The sequence below is a fragment of the Paenibacillus sp. HW567 genome (assembly GCF_000374185.1).
Lineage (GTDB): Bacteria > Bacillota > Bacilli > Paenibacillales > Paenibacillaceae > Paenibacillus_AQ.
Window position 1 is genome coordinate 3,678,617 of record NZ_KB910518.1, and the last position, 19,539, is coordinate 3,698,155.

A 19,539-nucleotide genomic window follows, 5' to 3' on the forward strand; every position below is an offset into this window, starting at 1 on the left:
TTCTCTATGGCTTAATTATAAAGAGTCGTTTAAGAGACGGGGATTAAGCCTATCAACTAAAACTAATACTTTTTCAACGATCGGTGAAAACATATAGGTTGCCGCTCTCGCAAAAGTTGCCTCGGCCAAATGACAAGCAGCCGGGGCAACGATTGGAGCGCTATATTTTATTCTTCTTCCGGTATTCCCCCGGCGTCATGCCTGTCGTCTGCTTGAACTGCCGGTTGAAATAAATGATATTCTTGTAGCCCATACGCTCGGCGATTTCATAGATTTTGAGCGTCGGATCGCTCAGCAGCTCAGATACGCGGCTGGTCTTGCGCTCATTAAGGTATTCGCTGAACGGCAGCCCGTATTCTTCCTTGAACAGATACCCCAAATAATTCGGTGTGAAGTCGAAGTGGGCGGCAACCTCCTTCAGGGTGATCTTCTTCTCCAGATTCTCCTCCACGTAACGCATAATCTCATCAATCAGCTTGCGCTTCTGCCGCTGGCGCTTCACATACAGCAGCTCCGACAGCTCAAAGAATCTGCGCCGCATCCAGGACAGAATATCGTGAATCGTCTCGAACTGGAACAGAATATCCGGCTGGTGTAATTCCCACTGCAGCAGCTCATACAGATTCTCGTTCTGCTGCTGCAGATCGGCATGGAGCTTCGAGGTAATGCGGATAATCAGCTCGTAGACATCCTTTTTGCCCGCCGGCAGATCTTTCGTGAACAGCTCCATCAGATGATCGTCTATCGCCACCAGATCATATTGGATAATCGCCTCCAGAAGAAGGTCCACCGTCTTTTCAATCTTCGCCCCGGGCGTTCCCCTTAACGACGATTCTGTCGTGTCGCGGATCAGACGATTCTTGCCCAGCAGCCATTTGGCACTCAGCGCAGCCTGCGCCTGCTGGTAGGATTCATGCAGCTCAGCTTCTTTCGTTGCGTACCGTCCGACGCCGACAGTCACCGTGCAGGGCGACGCCGCCGCCACCTTGCGGATAAGCTCCTCAAGCAAAGGCAGGAAGCTCTCCTGTGCTAGTGCCGCCAGAATAACAAAGCGGGTATGATGAACGGCGATCAAGGTACCCAGCTTTGCGTCTTCGGCAAAGGATTTGATTAGCTCGGCTATTTGCCGCATGATGCTCCGGGTATCCTCCTCGGACAGATCACGCAATTTCCATTCCAAATCATCAATTTCCACGATTGCCGCCGCAGCGCCCTTCTGCAGCAGCGGAGTCAGGATGCTGCGCAGATGCGGCTCTGCGGGATCAGGAGAAGACTCATCTAACCAGCGCAGAAGCAGCTCCTTGTTCACAAGGGACAGGGCCTCGCTGAAGGAGCGGTCCTGCTCCCGTTCCTGCTCCATTTGGGCACATAATGAACCCAGCATTTCGTACAGATCCTTATCCTGCACAGGCTTCAGCAAATAACCGGAGGCATTGATTTCAATCGCTTCCTTGGCATAGCTGAAATCCTCATGCCCGCTGATGAACACAATCTTGGTCTTCGGGCTCAGCACCTTTGCCCTGCGCGCAAATTCGGTTCCGGTCATGATCGGCATCCGTATGTCCGACAAAATAATATCAATCCGTTCCTCTTCCATAATCTTAAGCGCATTGAAGCCGCTGCTCGCGGTACCCACTACCGTAATATTAAGTCCACTGGCAAGCACCCTGCGCCGCAGCCACTCCAGATCTATCGCTTCATCGTCAACCAGCAATACATTGATGCTCATAATAGAAACTTTCCTCCTGTAATTATGCAAGATGTTGCTTGCGGGACTCTTTTCTTTTCATAAGAGCTCCTCGTTATCCATAAGCCCTGCGGGCATTAGCAGCCGGACGGTTGTGCCGCCTCCAAAAATACTTGCAATAGTGACGCCGTAAGCGTCCCCGTATCTGAGCTTGATCCGCTGATCCACATTCTTCACCCCGTAGCCTCCGGCCTGACTGGACCCCTTCATCATTTGGCTGAGGGTTTCGGGACGCATGCCAATTCCGTTGTCGATAACCTTCAGCTCAATATTGCCGCCAACCCGCCTGCCGGTCAAGCGGATGGCAATCGTCTCTCCGAACCATGCATGCTTGAACACATTCTCTACGAACGGCTGCAGCACCAGCTTGATCACCCGCATCTGCAGAATCTCCTCATCCACATCCACATAGACGGAGAAGGCATCCGCATATTTGACCTGCTGGATTTCAAGATACGTGGCAACCTGCTCCAGCTCTTTTTCCAGTTCAATGTACACATTGCCCTGGTTCAGCGTCAGGCGGTAAAACCGCGAGAGTCCCTGCACCATCTCCGTGACCTTGCCGATTTCCCCGAGATTCGCCAGGCTGCTTATGGTCGAAAGTGTATTATACAGGAAATGCGGATTAATCTGTGCCTGTAGAGCTTCCAGCTCCGCCTGTTTCTTCTGGATCCCCTGCACATAGACGCTGTTGATCAGCTCCTGAATATTGGTGGCCATGACATTGAATGAATCCGCGATCTGCACAAATTCGTCATTACCGGAGAAGCGGATACGTTTCTGGAAGTTCCCTTCCTGAAAAGCACGCACCAGCCCCACGATACGGCTCATCTTGCGCCCGGAAAGACGGGCAACCGTATATCCGATAACCGTCATCACCAGGAAGCTGAGCGCGCACACCGCAACAATTACCCGGCGCAGCCTGCCGGCATCCTTCGTCAGATATGAATTCGGCACCAAAGATTCGATAACAAAGCTGCTGCCGGGAATCTGCTCATGCAGGCTGAGAAAATTCTCGCTTCCATCGTCATAATTAGCCTTGCCGCGCTGGAACAGGATGCCGCCCGTGGGCTCATCCACAAGCCGGAGGGTAATCCCCTCCTCCAGTGGGAAGGTGTCAAATCCGCCGAACAAATCCTCCAAAGAAACGGTGATACGCACATAACCGATCACGGTTTTGTAATCGCTGAAGTTGACCAGTCTGCGGACATGCGAAATGTTATCCAGCTTCTGGTCAGTATCAATCTGCAGCCACAGATTATCCCTTTTCGAATCCTTGAGGGAGCGGTACCAATCGCTTCCGGCGATGTCCTGAAGCGGCAGAATATAATAATCGCTGTCAATAATCGGCTCATCCAGATTGTCCCCCGATACAATGTTGAGCTTGCTGTTCGGTGTATAGAGCATGAAGCGGATCTTATTCCCGAATAGCTGCAGCGGCGCAGTTATCTGGGGAACAATCTCATCGAGCATCGCCAGATAGATTTCAAACGGCGTCCCCTTCAGTTCTAGCGCGCGTTGGAAGGGCTGGCTCCCGAACAGGTTGTCCGACATTCTCTGAATCTCATCCATCTGGTAGCGGATATTGGTCCTTGCCTGCTCCATCCCTGTTCTTATGTTCGACTCCGCCATCTCCGTCCGGGAATCGGTCAGCATGGAGTAGGAGATGTATCCGATGACCACATCGGTCAGCAGCACAAGCAGAAGATAGGGAATCATCATTTTGTAGGTGAAAGGCATGTATTTCTTGAGCTTAGGCATCATTAGCGAACATCCTCTGTATGAATTCGGTATGTCTATATTATCGTTCCCCTGCCCAGAAATAAATAGGCTGCGGCAAGAAGATGTATTGAGGATCGTCAAAAAGACGCCGGAATTCCTCCCGGCGCTCGGTTTATTTTCAATTAAATGGAAGCTTCGGAGGTTGTATGCAGATCCGCCTCTGCGGCCGCTAATCCGGTAGAGACCGCACGGACCTTAATGGTTCCCGCTTCCGGTGAAGTCTGAATCAGAGCCAGGCACCAGCCGTTAAAAGCCCGCCGGACCGCCGCCTTATCCGGCTCATGACTGCTGGGATTTCCATTGCCTACGCCAAGCAGTTGCCCTGCTCCCTCCACTTCAAACCGGATCTCATTGTCAGCCGTCGGAACAACATGGCCCTGCCTGTCCAGAACAGCCACGCGGACCGGTATGGTATCCGCCCCGTCCGCCGCTCCCGCCAACCGGTCCGGGAACAAGCCGATTTGATAGGGCTGGCCTGCGGTAACGGCCGCTTTCTCGGCCACCGGCTGGCCGCCGCGTTTCCCTATTGCTTTTAATTCCCCCGGCTCGTACTTAACTTCCCACGACAAATACCCGGTCCGGTTCACCTGCTGCTCGCCCAGACTTGCACCATTCAGGAACAGCTCTACAGTGTCAGTATTGGAGAATACCCGCACCTCCACCGGCTTGCCTTCTGACCCCGGCCAATTCCAATGGGGAAGCAAGTGTACCATCGGCTCGTCCCTCCAGACCGCCTGCATGTAATAGTAGCTGTCTTTCGGGAACCCGCAGGTGTCCATCAGACCGAAATGCGAGTTCACACACGGCCATAGATAAGGCGTCGGCTCGCCCCGGTAATCAAATCCGGTCCACATGAAAACCCCGGTGAGAAAACGGTGGTTCACCATATCCGTCCAGGCCTGCTGCGGACTGCAGCCCCACGACGGAATGTTCGTGCCATATTCGGAGCAGTAGCCCCGTACCGGATCATCCTCGTAGATTCCCCGGGTTGCGGTATAGCTGGCACATTCGCTGCCGATGATCACACGCTGCGGATACCGCTCATGGTCCCGGACATCGAGATGGTCCCGGTGTCCATAATTGTAGCCTGTAATGTCAACCACATCATTGTAGCCATTCTCGTTCCAGCCATGATTCATGGCCGCGGAGGTCGGACGCGTCGGGTCTACTCTTCTCGCCGTTTCCGCCAGGGTCTTCAGAATGCGCATGCCCGTTACAGTTCCTTCGAGCACCTCCTCATTCTCCAGATTCCAGATGATCACAGAAGGATGATTGCGGTCCCGGTAGAGCATCCGCTTTAATTGGGACAGTCCATTTGGGCTGCTGTCGAGCTTGCGGTTCTCGTCCATCACGAGCATGCCGATCCGGTCGCACATATCCAGCAGCTCAGGGGTCGGAGGATGATGCGCACTGCGGTATGCGTTTGATCCCATTTCCTTCAGCAGCCGCAGCTTGTATTCAATCAGGCTGTCCGGAAGCGCAACCCCCATTCCGGCGAAATCCTGATGGTTGCAGGTTCCCTTAATGAGCATAGGCTCTCCGTTCAGGAAAAAGCCCTCCTCCGCATCAAAGCGGATGCTGCGGATGCCGAACACCGTCTCATAGCGGTCAGCCTCGATCCCGTCAGCTTTTACAATAGATACAGCCTTATATAAATTAGGTGTCTCTGGAGACCAAAGCGCTGGCTGCTCTACCTTGAAAATCTGCTCCAGCTCCGTCTCGCCATACCAGTCCACATCACCTTGCACCGCTCCGCCGCAGACCTGCTTCCCGGCAGCATCGTATATTTCCGTATGCAGCGAGACTGACCGTTCCCCGGCATATTCATTGCAGATGCGGGTGCTCACATGCACCACGGCCTGCCGCTGCGTGACCTCCGGTGTTGTAATGTACGTTCCATACTCCGCTACATGCAGGCGGTCCGTCTGTTCCAGCCAGACATGGCGGTAAATGCCGCAGCCCTCATACCACCAGCCCTCGCATTCCGTCGCATCCACTTTAACAAGAATGACGTTCCGGCCTTCTTCCCCATAACGGAGCACATCCGACAAATCATAGGCAAATCCGATATACCCTCCTCTATGCTCACCGATCAAATGCCCATTGACCCATACCGTGCTTAAGCCCGATACTCCATCGAAGCGTACCGTCCACTTGCGTCCGGCTCCCTCTGCCGGAAGCTCGAAGGTTGTGCGGTAAAAGCCGATCCCCCCCGGCAAATATCCGTGGCTGCCGTCTCTTGAACCCAGCGACTCATCCTGCACATATTGCTGCTCCACACACCAGTCATGCGGCAGGCCCACGTTCTGCCATTCCAATTGCCGCTGACCCATCCCTTTATCATTAAAAGCAATATCCAGCCATTCGCCCTCCTGGTGGGAACCACAGTCGGTAATCCCGCCTGTCATGCCCGCCTTAACGGCAAGCGGAATATGAATATCCCCTTTGTAAAAGCTCCAATTCTCATCAAATAAGCTTCTGCTTCTCCCTGTTTCCAAGCTCACCTTGCTACCGCCTCCTTACTGGACTATATTCATATAGTAGATTAGATTATCAATAGAGGGTTAGCACAATGCTAGTACGATATAGCACAATTTGAATGTGAGGGATAATTCCATGCTGCTTCCGTTCCGCCTGTCCTCCGATGACCAGAATCCGAGATTGCCGCTGGCCCTGTACAATATCGGGTTCCATGCACAGCATCCCATCTCCCGGCCATCCGGTTATCTTGTTCCGCAATGCTTCATTGCTTTCGCAGGCAGAGGCCGTGTCCGGTTCAAGGATGGCAAGACACTGACTCTGGAAGCCGGACAAGCACTGATTCTGCCTACCGGTCAGCCGCATGAGTACTTTCCGCTGCCTGGAGCCCCTTGGATGGTTGGCTACATCGGCTTCAAGGGCAGAATTGCCGAAGAACTCATCCGCGGCTGCGGTTTGCCGTTCAGCACAGCGATTCCGCTCAACGATGCAAATACGCTGATGGCTCCTCTGAAGCTGCTCTGGGAGCTTGCGGACCAAGCGGAATCGTCCCGGGTCTCGCATATTTCCAGCCTGCTCTATTCCTTTATCCTGCAGCTCTCGGATCTGGTAGCGCTGCCCTCCGCCCCTGGCTCTCTTCCGGGAAGCCGCCCTGCGGAGGAGGCGCTGCGGCGGGCCGCCGGCTACATGCAGGAGCATTTCACCGAAACTCTGCAGATGTCCAATATTGCCCATGTTGTGGGCTATTCGGTGCAGCATTTCATGCGGATCTTCCGCGAAGCCTATGGCATTACTCCACATGCTTATTTACAGGGCTTGCGGCTGAACCAGGCTGTAAAGTGGATGGAAACGCAGCCCGATATGCCCATCAAGGAAATCGCCGGCCGCCTGGGCCTGGAGCCTAATTATTTCATCCGCGCCTTCAAGAAGGCTTATGGAACAGCGCCGGGGGCCTACCGGGAGGAGCTGTGGAAATCCGGCAACGGCAGCCGCAGTAGCTCTTCCCCTCCAATAGACACAAGCCCGGGCGATTAGAACAGCTAATCGCCCGGGCTTGTGCGGTACATCTTCATTTCATCTCAAAGCTTCTCGCTTACCTCTCCATTCGCAGCAATTCTCGCATTGAACGAGAGCTGATTCAGCCGCTTGATGGTGTCCTTATTATAGGCATCGCCCATAAAATTAGGCTGCCCGCCGATAATCTTGACCGGAGTAACCCTGCTGGTTACACCGGCATTGCCGATGTTAAATTGGACCAGCATCGAATGCAATGTTTTGTCGCCGCCGCGCGTGGAACGGTTGAATACAAAGTTGCCCAGCGAATAATAGATAGGTTTGTGCTTGTAATATTCAATTCCCATCAGACAATGGCTGTGTGCACCAATAATCATATCCGCGCCGCTGTCGATCATCTGCTTCGCCAGTGTCCGGGCATATTTCTCAGGATAGTCCTTAAATTCTGTATTCCAGTGGATGTACACAATGGTGTAGTCGTTCTCCTTCGCCGATTTCTTAATCGCGCCCAGCAGCGGCTCGGGCGTGTAGGCGGAGGCAGCACCGGGGTGGCTTTTACCGGCATACCAGGAAGGGCTGGAGAGCACGCGGCTCGTGCCTAGTACGGCGATCTTTTTGCCTTTGACCGACTTGGTGTAAGGCTTGAACGCTTCATCGCTGTCCTTGCCCGCTCCCGTATGCCCAACCTTGTATTTGTCGAGATGAATCAGCGTATCCAGCATAGCGTCCTGCCCATAATCCAGAATATGATTATTGGCCACGGTTACGCCGTCAATCCCCGCATAGTTCAGTCCCGCAAGCGCCGCCGGCTTGGTGCGGAAGGCAAAGGTTTTCTCCGCTGCCTTCCCTCTTACGGATACCGGTGTCTCCAGATTGGCAAAGGCCATATCCGCCTGCTTCAGAACGGGTGCTACCTTGACAAAAGGAAAGTTGACGCCGTATCTTTCAATCTGGCCGCCGACAAATCCATCCAGCAGAATGTCACCGGCAAAAGCAAGAGTGATGTTCTCCTGAGTTGAAGCCCCCCTACTTAACACAGCCGGTGCCGGAATCAGCAGAAGTAGAATGATCGAAATGAATGCAAATCTGCGCAACATGGTGTGACCCCTCTCTATTTGTAAAATCTGCAACTATTCTACTACAATAGAGAGAGAAAATCCAAATAAATGGTAGATTAAGAGATTAGGCCTGCCCTTTCTTAAGCACCGCCCGGAAACAGCTCAGCCCGTCCCGTGCCTCCGAACGCACGGCAGCCGGGGGAAGCATGAAATCCGTCTCGCCCCAATACTGGAACCCAGCCTGCCGCAGCAGGCCGTCCATCTGCTGCAGATCAACGGCCGGATACTCAAAGGTTAACACGAGCAGCCCCTCTCCGTTCAGCGTGCGGTGAAACTCCTGTATGGCTCGTTCAGAATCCTCCAGTGATAAATGCTCCAGGACGGAGATGCAGAAGATCGTATCAAAGCTCTCATCCGCATACGGAAGCGCAGTAAGATCAGCCTGGGCCAAACGGAGCCTGGGCGTCCGGCTGGCCTGAGCGAGCTGCGCCGCCTCTTCCCCGATCTCATCGGCAATCTCCTGCATCATTGCATCCCAGGATAGAATCCGCGCATCAATATCACAGGCGTGAACCTCCGCACTGCGGCCTGCGAGGTAGAACTTGAGCGGCTCTGAAATCCCGCTTGCTGCATCAAGCACCACATCATGAGGCGAAATGAAATTCGTACACCATTCGTATTCATAAGGGCGGCTCCACCAGGATTCCGGCAGCTCATAAATGAGCTGCCCGCGGCGGACATCGTCATACACAAAGAAACGGGAAACATACGGATGTGTCGGCATGGCCAGGACTCCTTTTAGAGGTAATTCGGTAGTGAGAGTATATTCAGGAATCCCCGTTTCATGCCATAACCTTACATCTGCCGCCGGGATACGCTTAACCTAAGTAAGCTGCGGCCCTGTTTTTCATTTCCCCGGAGGGCTCCAGTCCAAGCTCCTTGCGGTATGCCGCTTCGAAGTTTTCATAGAGTCTGATGATTTTCTCCTTCTTCCCGTGCTTGCTGTAAATGTCGAATAGAAGCTGAAGCATCTCCTCCTGCAGCGGATAGTGCGCCAGGTACGCTTCCAGCCGTTCTTCAGCTTTGCCAGAGTTCCGGGACGCCAGATCTCTTGCAGCCAGCCAGCGAATCAGTGCCGTATACTGCTTGAAATAGGCCTCTTCCAGCGATATCTTCCATAAATAGGGTTTGCCCTCGAACAGAGGTCCCCGATACAGGGCGCAGAGTTGTTCCGCCTGATCACCTTCTATTCTCCCTTCGGCAGACAGATTCTGCAGCCGCTGAAAGATCAGGACATCATATTCCTTGCTTCCGGCCTCCAGCACGTACCCGTCGTTCACCTTCTGAATGCTCATGCCAAAATCATTTTCCTTCAGCACTTTTTTCAGCAGGTAGAGTGTATTATGTAAATTTGAAGCCCCTCTCTCCTCCTCCATCTCCGGCCATAGCAAATCTGTCAATTTCCATTTGCTGATATACCGCCCCGGGTGGCACAGGAAATAAGCAAACAGCTCCTCTGCCCGGCGTGTGCGGAAATGAATAGGCTGGCCCGCTGCATTGCGGACGTCGAAGCCGCCGAAGCAGCAGATCGTTGGCCCCGTAACCTGCCGTTCAAGGGGGGCCGCTGTTCCCAGCCGCTTGACCAGGCGTTCCGTAACCCTTTTGATCGCGCCCATCGTCACAGGCTTAAGGATATAATCGAGAGCGGACACCTCGAAGGCCTCCAGCGCGTAATTTTTGTAGGCTGTAGTGAACACGATTTCCGTAGACTCCATGAGCTTGTGAACCCTGCCTGCCAGTTCAAGCCCGTTCATCTTCGGCATCTCCACATCAATGAAGATCACGTCCGGCTTCAGCTCCGGCAGACTGGCAAGCGCCTCCAGCGGACTAGTGAAGGCTCCGACAATGGTGTAATCCGAATTACGTCCAATCAGTACCTTCATTAAATCGAGAATCGGATATTCGTCTTCAACGATAACGGCTCGAAACATCGTATCCCCCTTCTTTCTCATCAGCAATTACCGGTATATCTCCTTCTCACCGCCCCCTCCGGCAGTACTGCGGTTAGATGGCAGATACATCATTACTTTGGTCCCGTCTCCCGGCTCGGAGTGAATCGTTAAGCTGGCACCGGGGATGGCATCCAGCCGCTTGCGGATATTATGAATACCGATGCTCCCGCCGAGCTGGCCGTTCCCGGTTAATTGATACAGCAGGTCATTGGGAATGCCCACGCCGTTATCTTCAATCGTAACCTTCATATACCCTTCGCCCGCTTGAATCTTGAGCGATACCAGGCCCTGCCCCTCTTTCTCAAACAGCCCGTGCCGGATCGCGTTCTCCACAAACGGCTGGATGCATAATGAAGGAACTTCAACAGAGCCCAGCCCCTCGTCCACCTGGCACACAAAATCGAAACGTTCCCCGAAACGGGCCTGTTCAATCTCCACGTAAGCCTGAATCAGCTCCAGCTCGCGGTGCAGAGGAACTACTAGAGTAGAGCGGTCCATATCAAGAATAAAACGGATATACTGGCTGAGCATGGACAGCAGATAGGCTGCCTTCTCCCCATCGGTATAGCAGAATGAAATGATGCTGCTCATCGCATTATACAGAAAATGCGGCTTGATCTGGGCCTGATGAAAAGCCTGCTCATGGCGTATAGCATCCCGTATCGACGTTTTCATGGCAATCAGGGTCTGAATTCGGGCGATCAGGGTTTCACCGTCAAAGGGCTTGGTCACATAATCATTCGCTCCTGCCCGGAAGCCGAGGGCAATATCCCCCGGTGAATCCTTGACGGTAGCGAAGAGGATTGGCAGGTCAAGAATGGAATGATGTCTGCGCAGCGTCCGGCATAGCTCAATCCCGGAGGTGCCGGGCATCATCACATCCAGAATAACCAGATCCACATTCGGGTACTGCTGCATTTTGAGCACTGCCTCTTTGGCTGAGAAGGCGGTGATCACATTGTAATGATGCCGCCCGAGAATGTTGAGCAGGATATGAATGTTCGAGGCCTCATCATCGACAATAAGAATCGTGTACCCGCTCCGGTCAATTATATCAAGCGAGGTATGCTCAAATGAAGCGTGTTTTTCCCTCACTCCGGCGGCGGCGGCTTCACGATAGCCCGGAATTTGCTCCACATACGGCAGTGTAAAAATCATCCGCGTCCCCTTGCCAATCTCTGACCAGTCCACGCAAATTTCTCCGCCCATCTGTTCGACCAGCTTCCTGCTGATGTACAGGCCAACCCCCATCCCCGTATACCCGTCCTGCGGCAGCAGTTGATCCACCTGATCAAAATATTCAAATATCGCATTAAATTTATCCTCCGGTATCCCTGTTCCAGTGTCCTCAACTGTAATTGAGACCTGATTGCCCAGCACTTTTGCAGCAATGGCAATCGTCCCCCGATCGGTATGCTTGATAGCATTATGTACCAGATTGTACATCACCTGCCGCAGCCGGCTATCATCGGCCAGGACCCAGATGTCCGGCTCGACCCTGTTATCCAGCTCCACCTCCTTGCCCGCAAGCTCGAATTGCAGCAGGTCAAAGACGATTTGCGAGGCTACATGCAGGTCCACCACCGTTCTCTGCAAGCGCAGCTCCCCATGCTTCAGACGGCTGACGTCGATCAAATCCTGGATCAGCATCGACAGCTTCATTGACGTATCCTTAATCAGCCAGAGGTTCTGCTTTTGACTGTCCTGCAGGTTCTCTTCCCCATCCTCCAGCAAAAATGAAGTCATATTCATAATGCCATGCAGCGGCGTTTTAAGCTCATGCGAGGTATTCATCAGGAACTCATCCTTAAGCTCGTTGGAGATCAGCAGTTGACGGGATAACACCTCCGTTTTGTCATAAGCATTGGAGAACCTTACGGCGAGCAAGGTGTTGATAATAATAATAAAAGCAATAATCCCGAATCTTCCGGCCAAATCGGTCTGCACAATATTTTCCGAATTCAGGCTGCCGTCCACCAGAGAGATCATCAGCACGATAGCCCCGCCAATAAACAGCAGCAGCTCTGCCCGGTCTGCCGCATGACTCTGCCTGCGGAAATATAAATACACCATTCTCAGAATGATGCCGATCACAACGATTGCGAGATAATACATGAAATAAAATTTCACACTTATATGCACAGCATAGGGCAGAATTAGAACCCCTATCAGATACAGAACAAATGGACAGAGGACCAGTCGGAGCCGCTTCGGCGACATCAGAGCCGGCTCCACCGTACAGAAGAACATAATAATGACGGAGACTTCGAGGAACTGGCTGATTTCCAGCAGCTTATAGGCGATATCAAATGGAACCCAAGGAAGCAGCCGCTGAAATACCTTATCTCCGTATAGTGAGATGTTTAAGGCCAGCAGCAGCAGATAAAAGCCGCTGAGCAGATATTCCTTCTCTCTGCGTCCTAGAAAGTAGAAGCTTAAATGATATGCGCCAAACATGCCCAAGATCAGAATAATCCCGATATCGACACCAAACTGGATGGTATTTACCCTGCTGATGTCCTCTTGTGTGCCGAAAGGAATGGATTTCACAATCCCCCCGGTGACAAAGTTGAAGTTGGATACTTGAATCACAATATCTACCGTTCGGGAATCCGTATAAAAAAATACCGTATGCGGTGTGTTCCCCGGCTTAATTGAGCTGCTATCCTCCGCTGGCAGTCCGCTTCCTCCAACCTGCTTGCCGTTGATGAACAGCTTATGGGACATTCGGATACTTTTTACTTTTAGGCCGAGCACCTCATTCGCCTGCTTAATTTTCACCTGGAGACGATAGGTCCCGTACCCTTTACGGTCCATCCCGCCGTCTTTACTTTTACCCTGCCATACGCCAGGAACAGATAAATAGGCAGCCTTTGCAAGCTTCCCTTGCTGAAAATCAGCCGGGCTCAGCAGTTTATTCTCATAAAATTCCCATTCTCCATCCAGATTTACCCAGCCCTGCTTCTCCAAATCCCAAGAGGTCAGATCCAGCACGCCTTGCTTTGCTTGCAATTGTTTAGGGTTTACTGCGGTCTGGGAATAGAGCATCAATAACAGTGAAAAGGTAAAAACAAAAAACAAACTGATCCCCACAGTTCTGCGGACATTCACAATTCTCAACATGCTGGCCCCTCTCACTATGTATAGCTCTATCTATTTTAACGCAGAGCGCTCACAAAAATCTCGCAAAATCCGCACGTCTATTTAACATTCGAATCCGGGATGCTATGATTTATTGGAAGGAGGAAGTGAGGGTAATGCACATTAGTAAATATGAGAACCTTATTCCGAATGTTTGCCTTTTCGTTGACCGCAAGTCATTTCCGGACTGGCAGATCGTCAGCAGCAAGATTGATTTCCATGATCTTACGTTCATCGTCGAAGGAGAATCGACCTATTCTATTAACGGGGAGAAATTTACAGTCACTGCCGGCGACATGCTCTATGTTCCTTCGGGCAGCATCCGGGAAGCCGTAACCTCCAAAGAAGCGCCGATGCATTCCTTCGCATTCAATTTCTTCTGGGAGGGGGCGGATAATCATGTGCAGCTCCCTTTTGCAGCAGTAACCAGGAACTGGATGACCAAAGAGATTATGGAGGATATCAGAGATTTCTCGCATGTCTGGATGGGCAAGCAGCCCTTCTACAGGATGAAAGCACGGGCTATATTCCAACTGCTTGTGTATCGTCTGCTGAGCATCGCCCACCATCAGGAGGCACCTCTCATTGATCCGCGGGTCCATAAAGCGATGACCTATATCATGGATCACTATTCGGAAGACGTCACGATTGGCAGCCTGGCCGATCTGGTCGGCCTGAATCCGGTCTATCTGGGCAAGCTGTTCAAGCAGAACACCGGGTCAACCTGCAAGGAATTCATGAACAGGGTGCGGGTGAACAATGCGGAAATGATTCTCTCGGCAGGCGGGTTCAATGTTTCGGAGGTAGCGGAGCACTGCGGTTATCATGATGTTGCCTATTTCAGCAATGTCTTCAAGCATATAAAAGGATACCCTCCGTCATCTGCTTTGAAATAACGGAGGGTCTTAGTCTAGCAGGGCCTCTCTTTGACCCGGCTAGACGAGTTGAACTTTAGATTATCATATTAGGTCTGGCCGTAACTGCGGGGAATGTTTGGACTTCCGGCCGCTGCCCGTCTGCAGAATTCTTGATTATTACCGCTGTTCGCGGTGGAAATCCGCAGACAGCTTAATCATACGGCCAGCTTTCCTACGGAAAGCTCTTAGGCGGTCGCTACCGCTCCTACAGTTCCAAACTTCCCCCGGACTGTCCGGTACAGAAGCTCTCCTGTGGTCCAAGGTATGAGTAGGGGCGCGGACGTGCGGACAGCACAAGCTTTTGCAGCACAAGTCCGGCATCGAGGCCATAAAAGCGGAGGGTGTGCATGCCTTTTGCCAACGGATGCCGGGTGGTCACGGTATGAATATTATCCATTACAGCGCGGCACCACGGTTCATTGTCATGATTGCCTCCCTCATAATCTGCCGGCAGGGCGTCAACAATGACCGGCGTTTCGCCGTCAAAGCCTGCCGCATATTTCAAGCCGCTGACCGGCGATAGATGATTTGTTGGCGCAATATAAGCGGTCAAGCGGTAATCCCCGTCCTGATGTACAAGAATCCGGTACTCCAGATACGGCGCATGCTCCGGTTGCACAAAAGAGGCACCGTGCGGATACATTTTGACCGAGGATAACGAACGTCCATAGCCCCCGATAATTTTCCACTCCACCCCGGAATTGGATACACGGCATAAGGCATGCTCCGCCTCAATCGACACGACATGGTGGGCTTCAATAAATGTCATCGGCGGCACCTCCTGAATGTCCGTCCATTCCACGGCTGCCGTCACCTTCACCGTTCCTCCGGCGCCGGAGAACGTAATGTCGCCCGACGTTGTCCCTGCTGCTTTTTCCCAATCCACAGTAACCTGAATCGTCTCTCCTGTGTCAATCCGCCCCTGGGTCTTATCGAGCCTGATCCAGTCCGAGCTGCACTCCGCAAGATACTCAAATCCCGCTGCTCCGCCATTGCTGATCGTAATGTCATACGTCTCCCGCTGCAGATTGGTGAACACCGGAAGACTGGCCGTACCCGACACATACGCTTGTTCCGTTCCCTCCACAGCAATAATCATCTGAGCGCCCTGGTCCGGGATGATTGTGCTCACCTTCGGATAACTCCATCCTTCCGCATCCCAGTTGACATACCCGACATGAGCTGAGCTCATCATGCCTTGCCATTTTCCACCCGAAATTTCCGTGTTGTAGACCCGCTCCAGCTCCTTATCCCGCTCGATGGCTTCGGCTGCCAGCTTGGCATAGGTGTTCGCAAGCACACTGCCGCGCTTCGCGTAAAGGCTGCTCAGCCCTGCATAGATTTGCATTTTAACCACATTTGCAGATGCTACAGCAGGGTAATAAACGAGCTGAAAGTAGGCATCCTTATGTGCTTCAGGAATCAATGTATAGTATTTATCGGCTGCATTTTCAATTTCCAGCGCTTGCTGCAGAACTCTCTGCGCCTCATGGTCATGGACCAGGCTGAAGGTAGATGGAGTGATAATTTCCGGTTTGCGCCGGCCGTTCATGCGGGTGTAATCCGATAACAACTGCGCGATTCCTTCTACCGTCTCAGCTTCCAGGCCTGATCCAAACTGCTGTGCCACCCAACGCTTGGTATATTCCGCAGTCCGGTTGATGGCTTCAGTTCCCCATGCGTCAAAATCATATGCCAAATCCAGAAAGTAAGCTATCGGCAGCTCCATCGGCTTCAGGTCTCCGACATTGACGATCCACACATCACGGATACCGTAATCAAATGCCATGGACATCTGCTCCCAAATCTTCTCAAGCGGAATCGTATTCACCCACTCATAGGAATGAGGACCGCCGTGATAGTCAAAATGGTAGTACATCCCCCAGCCCGCGCAACGCTGCTGCTCGCGCCCCGCCGGAATTTTGCGGAGATTGCCGAAGTTGTCGTCTGCCAGCAGAATCGTAACATCATCCAGGACATCCCAGTCCTTGAGTCCCTCCACCTCGGCTGTGCCGTACCAATATTTCTCAACCTCCTTATAGACGGCTAAGATTTGCGGCGCCTGATCCAGATTGTACTTCTTCAGCAGCGCTTTCTGCGTGAGGATGATGTCCTTTAGCAGCTCAATATTTTCCCGGTCTGAGCCCTCCAGCGCAGAATCCTCCTCCCCCCGCATGCCTAGTGTAATCAGGTTGTGAAATTCTTTGTTGCGTCTGATGCCGTCTTCCCAGAAAGTGGTGATGGCCTCTTTATTCCGGGCAAAATTCCACAGGTTGCTGCTGCCGTACTGCCGGTATACCTTCTGCCATTCGCTGCCGGCCCGGAACAAAGGCTCATGGTGGGAGGTTCCCATGACGATGCCGTATTCTTCAGCGTGCCGGGCATTGGCAATCGGGCTGGTTGTACCGTTCAGGCTGAATTCGGCGCTCCACATGGCCGGCCATAAATAGTTCCCCTTAAGTCTGAGGATCAGCTCAAACACCTTGTCGTAGAACGCTTCGTTGAAATCGCCGAACGCCCGGGTCACCCAAGAGCCTAAGGACGGCCAATCGTCGTTCAGGAAGATCCCTCTGTATTTTACGGATGGTTCTTTGGAGGTAATGTTGAGCTGGCTTGCGGAAAGGGTCAGGAGCGGCTTCTTCTCCGGTACAACGTCCCCCCAATACACCCACGGGCTGACTCCGATCATTTCGGAAATCGAATAGATGCCGTAGATCGTCCCCCGCTTATCGCTTCCCGCTATAACAAGCGCCTGATCGACTCCGGCAACCGGACGCTCAATCAATTGGATACGGTAGCATTCTCTCCTGCCTTGTATGGAGGATACGTCCAGGACGCCCTCCGCGATTAGGGAATCAATAACCTCATTGCTGCCAATAGACCCGGCGATGATTACCGTTCCATCCAGCGCTTCAATTTGTGTGAAAAGTTCAGGCGCAGCCCCGGCCACTAGCTGCATATCGGCAGCGAACGACCCCGCCACCCGGCGCAATCCGGTATAATCCTCCCCCTTGGAGTCCAGGTAAAGCTTGGCTGCCTTCCCCTGCTTCACCAGCGTCAAATCCTTGACTGCCGGGTACTCCGGCTGCTCCGCCAAGCTGCCTGATCCTTCTGCTTCTCCGGCATTCACAGCGCGTTTCGTTGTCATTGAACTCTCTCTCCTTGGCATCCTTTATTTCAAATATTTAGGTGCATTTATTCTTAGGCACATTATATAAGTAAAGCGGTTTCAATCACCATGTGAAAACTAGAAACTTTTTGTAATAACTAAAGGAATTCCGTTTTGATCGTTGAGCTGTACATGCAACCATGTCTATAATAAAAAAGTTGATAGCGCATTCACAACCGTCAGAAAGCGAGGATATTTGAAGTGGAAAACAATAACAGCTTCATTGCCACCGGCAAAGTGGAAGGCCCCAAAGCACCCAAAGACCCGGTGGAGAGAAGAAGCGGATTTTTCGTGCTGTTCGAAACAGCGATTGAGGCCACTGCCCGGGCCGGGAGCAGGCCGTCACAGGAAATCTATCTGGAAGGCAGCTATCTGATAGATAAAGCCAGATATATCGGCGGAGTCACGGATGAGCAGATGCTGGCTCTACTCTCAAGCTGGAGCGGATTCCGCAGATTGGTGCACAGCATCGGTGTGTCGGTGAAGACGGCGAATAGAGAATCAGAGGTCTCTTTTCTTCTCCAGAACTGGGGTAGAACGAGCAAGTATGAAACGGGAACCCGGCTGCTGTTACCCTGTCCTGGCGACGGAACGGAGGTCATCCTTAAGCTGGAGGATACCGCATGGTCCGAGGAGGATGAAGCTCCCGGCAAATTTGCCTTTGAATTCAGCCGCGAGGGCGAGCTGGCAACGGCGAGCATTATTTTCTATCTGAATGACGGCTTTGCCGTGCCTGAGCTGACAATTGAACCTCCTGTCCCGTTTGACTCGCAGGAATACCGTGATATGATCGCGAAGTCTCTGCTGCATTCCGGCAACAATAAAAGATTGAAAGCCGCCATTGAAAAGGCAGTAAAGGGCGAGGACGTCACCGTCGCCTATATCGGCGGTTCCATCACGCAGGGCGCGGGAGCCAAGCCGATACATACCGAATGTTATGCCTATCAGTCCTATTTAAAATTCAAGGAGCGGTTCGGCAAGGACGGCGGAGAGAACGTTCATTACGTAAAGGCTGGAGTAGGCGGAACACCGTCGGAGCTTGGAGTTATCCGCTATGACAGAGATGTTCTCAGGGACGGTACTGTAGCACCGGACATTGTGGTGGTGGAATTCGCGGTCAACGATGAGGGCGATGAAACGAAGGGCAATTGCTTTGAAAGCCTCATTCTGAAAATCCTTGCTGCGGAGAACCGCCCCGCCGTTATTCTCCTGTTCAGCGTATTTGTGAATGACTGGAATCTGCAGGAGCGCCTTTCCCCCGTGGGCAGGCACTACAATCTGCCTATGGTCAGCGTAAAGGACGCGGTGACGGAGCAGTTCCGGCTGAGCAAAGCTGAAGGCAACCTGATTTCGAAACGGCAATTTTTCTATGATATCTATCATCCGACAAATGACGGCCACAGGGTAATGGCGGATTGTCTCGCCTGCTTGTTCTCCGAAACCTATAAGTCGCCTACGGACGACGAAGATATCACGCTGGATCAGCCTCCGGTTCTCGGGAATGATTTTGCCGGCACCCGTTTGCTGGACCGCAAATGCCTAATTGACACTGTCAGCTTGGAAGCAGGCGGCTTCTCGGAGAGCGATACGGAATTGCAGATGGTTGAAATGGATGCCCACCCCTCCGGGACTCCAGAATTTCCACATAACTGGATGCATACGGCTTCGTCCGGCCAGACCAGCTTCAAGCTGAAGATAACCAGCAAAAATCTCATCCTCGTCTACAAGGATTCCGGCAGCCCCGAGTTTGGGAAAGCGGATATTTTCGTGGATGGCAAGCTTACGCTCACTGCTGATCCGCATGTGAACAACTGGACCCACTGCAATCCGGTCATTCTGTATCAATATGAGCATAGCCAGGAGCATGAGATAGAAATCAGAATGGCGGCTGAAGATCAGGACAAATGCTTTACGATTCTGGGCTTTGGCTATAACGAGTAACGCAAGAGTACAAAAAAAGCCGACATCCTCCCAGGAGAATGCCGGCTATATAAGCTGGGCTTAAAAATTTATAAAAGGTAGAAGTGCGGAGGGGAAGTTTGGAACTGGAGGAGCGGTAGCGACCGCCTAAGAGCTTTCCGTAGGAAAGCTGGCATCGTAAGCATAAGCTGTCTGCGGATTTCCACCGCGAAGAGCGGTATAAATCAAGAAATCTGCAGACGGGCAGCGGCCGGAAGTCCAAACATTCCCCGCAGTTACGTCCAAACCTAATATGATAATC

The 19,539-nt window shown here is 52.4% G+C and carries 11 protein-coding genes; 3 read left to right on the forward strand and 8 right to left on the reverse strand.

The window, feature by feature from the left end; all coding sequences use genetic code 11:
* Positions 1–160: 160 nt before the first annotated feature.
* The 3 genes from B212_RS0116880 to galA all read right to left on the reverse strand — a co-directional run bounded on the left by B212_RS0116880 (position 161) and on the right by galA (position 6,033).
* Positions 161–1,729, reverse strand: a complete 1,569-nt coding sequence (locus tag B212_RS0116880) for a response regulator (protein WP_019912114.1) — start codon at positions 1,727–1,729, stop codon at positions 161–163.
* Positions 1,730–1,786: 57 nt separating this feature from the next.
* Entirely contained in the window at positions 1,787–3,511 is a 1,725-nt protein-coding gene (locus tag B212_RS0116885) for a sensor histidine kinase (protein ID WP_019912115.1), read from the reverse strand.
* Between the two features lie 140 nt (positions 3,512–3,651).
* Positions 3,652–6,033, reverse strand: a complete 2,382-nt coding sequence (gene galA, locus B212_RS0116890; RefSeq protein ID WP_019912116.1) for a beta-galactosidase GalA — start codon at positions 6,031–6,033, stop codon at positions 3,652–3,654.
* Positions 6,034–6,145: 112 nt separating this feature from the next.
* On the opposite strand from galA, the gene B212_RS31690 reads away from it, so the two are divergent.
* Positions 6,146–7,042 (forward strand): AraC family transcriptional regulator, encoded by an 897-nt coding sequence (locus B212_RS31690; RefSeq protein ID WP_019912117.1) that lies wholly within the window; start codon positions 6,146–6,148, stop codon positions 7,040–7,042.
* 44 nt (positions 7,043–7,086) lie between these two features.
* Here the strand turns inward: B212_RS31690 and B212_RS0116900 are convergent, their stop codons facing one another.
* The 4 genes from B212_RS0116900 to B212_RS0116915 all read right to left on the reverse strand — a co-directional run bounded on the left by B212_RS0116900 (position 7,087) and on the right by B212_RS0116915 (position 13,214).
* The gene (locus tag B212_RS0116900; RefSeq protein ID WP_442950116.1) at positions 7,087–8,115 is read right to left on the reverse strand and encodes a CapA family protein; all 1,029 of its coding nucleotides are present in this window, start codon (positions 8,113–8,115) and stop codon (positions 7,087–7,089) included.
* Between the two features lie 88 nt (positions 8,116–8,203).
* Positions 8,204–8,863: a class I SAM-dependent methyltransferase gene (locus B212_RS0116905; RefSeq protein WP_019912120.1), complete on the reverse strand. Its 660-nt coding sequence runs from the start codon at positions 8,861–8,863 to the stop codon at positions 8,204–8,206.
* Positions 8,864–8,957: 94 nt separating this feature from the next.
* On the reverse strand, positions 8,958–10,091 hold the full coding sequence (locus B212_RS0116910) for a response regulator (protein WP_232231560.1): 1,134 nt from the start codon (positions 10,089–10,091) through the stop codon (positions 8,958–8,960).
* A 6-nt stretch (positions 10,092–10,097) separates the two neighbouring features.
* Positions 10,098–13,214, reverse strand: a complete 3,117-nt coding sequence (locus tag B212_RS0116915) for a hybrid sensor histidine kinase/response regulator (RefSeq protein WP_019912122.1) — start codon at positions 13,212–13,214, stop codon at positions 10,098–10,100.
* A 134-nt stretch (positions 13,215–13,348) separates the two neighbouring features.
* Here B212_RS0116915 and B212_RS0116920 point away from each other — a divergent pair, with 134 nt between their 5' ends.
* Positions 13,349–14,128, forward strand: coding sequence for an AraC family transcriptional regulator (locus B212_RS0116920; protein ID WP_019912123.1), 780 nt, complete (start codon positions 13,349–13,351; stop codon positions 14,126–14,128).
* 226 nt (positions 14,129–14,354) lie between these two features.
* Here the strand turns inward: B212_RS0116920 and B212_RS0116925 are convergent, their stop codons facing one another.
* Positions 14,355–17,297, reverse strand: a complete 2,943-nt coding sequence (locus B212_RS0116925) for a glycosyl hydrolase 115 family protein (RefSeq protein WP_019912124.1) — start codon at positions 17,295–17,297, stop codon at positions 14,355–14,357.
* A gap of 222 nt (positions 17,298–17,519) precedes the next feature.
* Here B212_RS0116925 and B212_RS0116930 point away from each other — a divergent pair, with 222 nt between their 5' ends.
* Positions 17,520–19,259: an SGNH/GDSL hydrolase family protein gene (locus tag B212_RS0116930; RefSeq protein WP_019912125.1), complete on the forward strand. Its 1,740-nt coding sequence runs from the start codon at positions 17,520–17,522 to the stop codon at positions 19,257–19,259.
* The last annotated feature ends 280 nt before the right edge of the window (positions 19,260–19,539 follow it).

What these genes read in the sequence shown, in the direction of transcription:
- B212_RS0116915 (WP_019912122.1), bottom strand. Translation starts at nt 13,214, where the DNA reads ATGTTGAGAATTGTGAATGTCCGCAGAACTGTGGGGATCAGTTTGTTT.
- B212_RS0116920 (WP_019912123.1), top strand. Translation starts at nt 13,349, where the DNA reads ATGCACATTAGTAAATATGAGAACCTTATTCCGAATGTTTGCCTTTTC.
- B212_RS0116910 (WP_232231560.1), bottom strand. Translation starts at nt 10,091, where the DNA reads ATGAGAAAGAAGGGGGATACGATGTTTCGAGCCGTTATCGTTGAAGAC.
- B212_RS0116925 (WP_019912124.1), bottom strand. Translation starts at nt 17,297, where the DNA reads ATGACAACGAAACGCGCTGTGAATGCCGGAGAAGCAGAAGGATCAGGC.
- B212_RS0116905 (WP_019912120.1), bottom strand. Translation starts at nt 8,863, where the DNA reads ATGCCGACACATCCGTATGTTTCCCGTTTCTTTGTGTATGACGATGTC.
- B212_RS0116880 (WP_019912114.1), bottom strand. Translation starts at nt 1,729, where the DNA reads ATGAGCATCAATGTATTGCTGGTTGACGATGAAGCGATAGATCTGGAG.
- B212_RS0116885 (WP_019912115.1), bottom strand. Translation starts at nt 3,511, where the DNA reads ATGATGCCTAAGCTCAAGAAATACATGCCTTTCACCTACAAAATGATG.
- B212_RS31690 (WP_019912117.1), top strand. Translation starts at nt 6,146, where the DNA reads ATGCTGCTTCCGTTCCGCCTGTCCTCCGATGACCAGAATCCGAGATTG.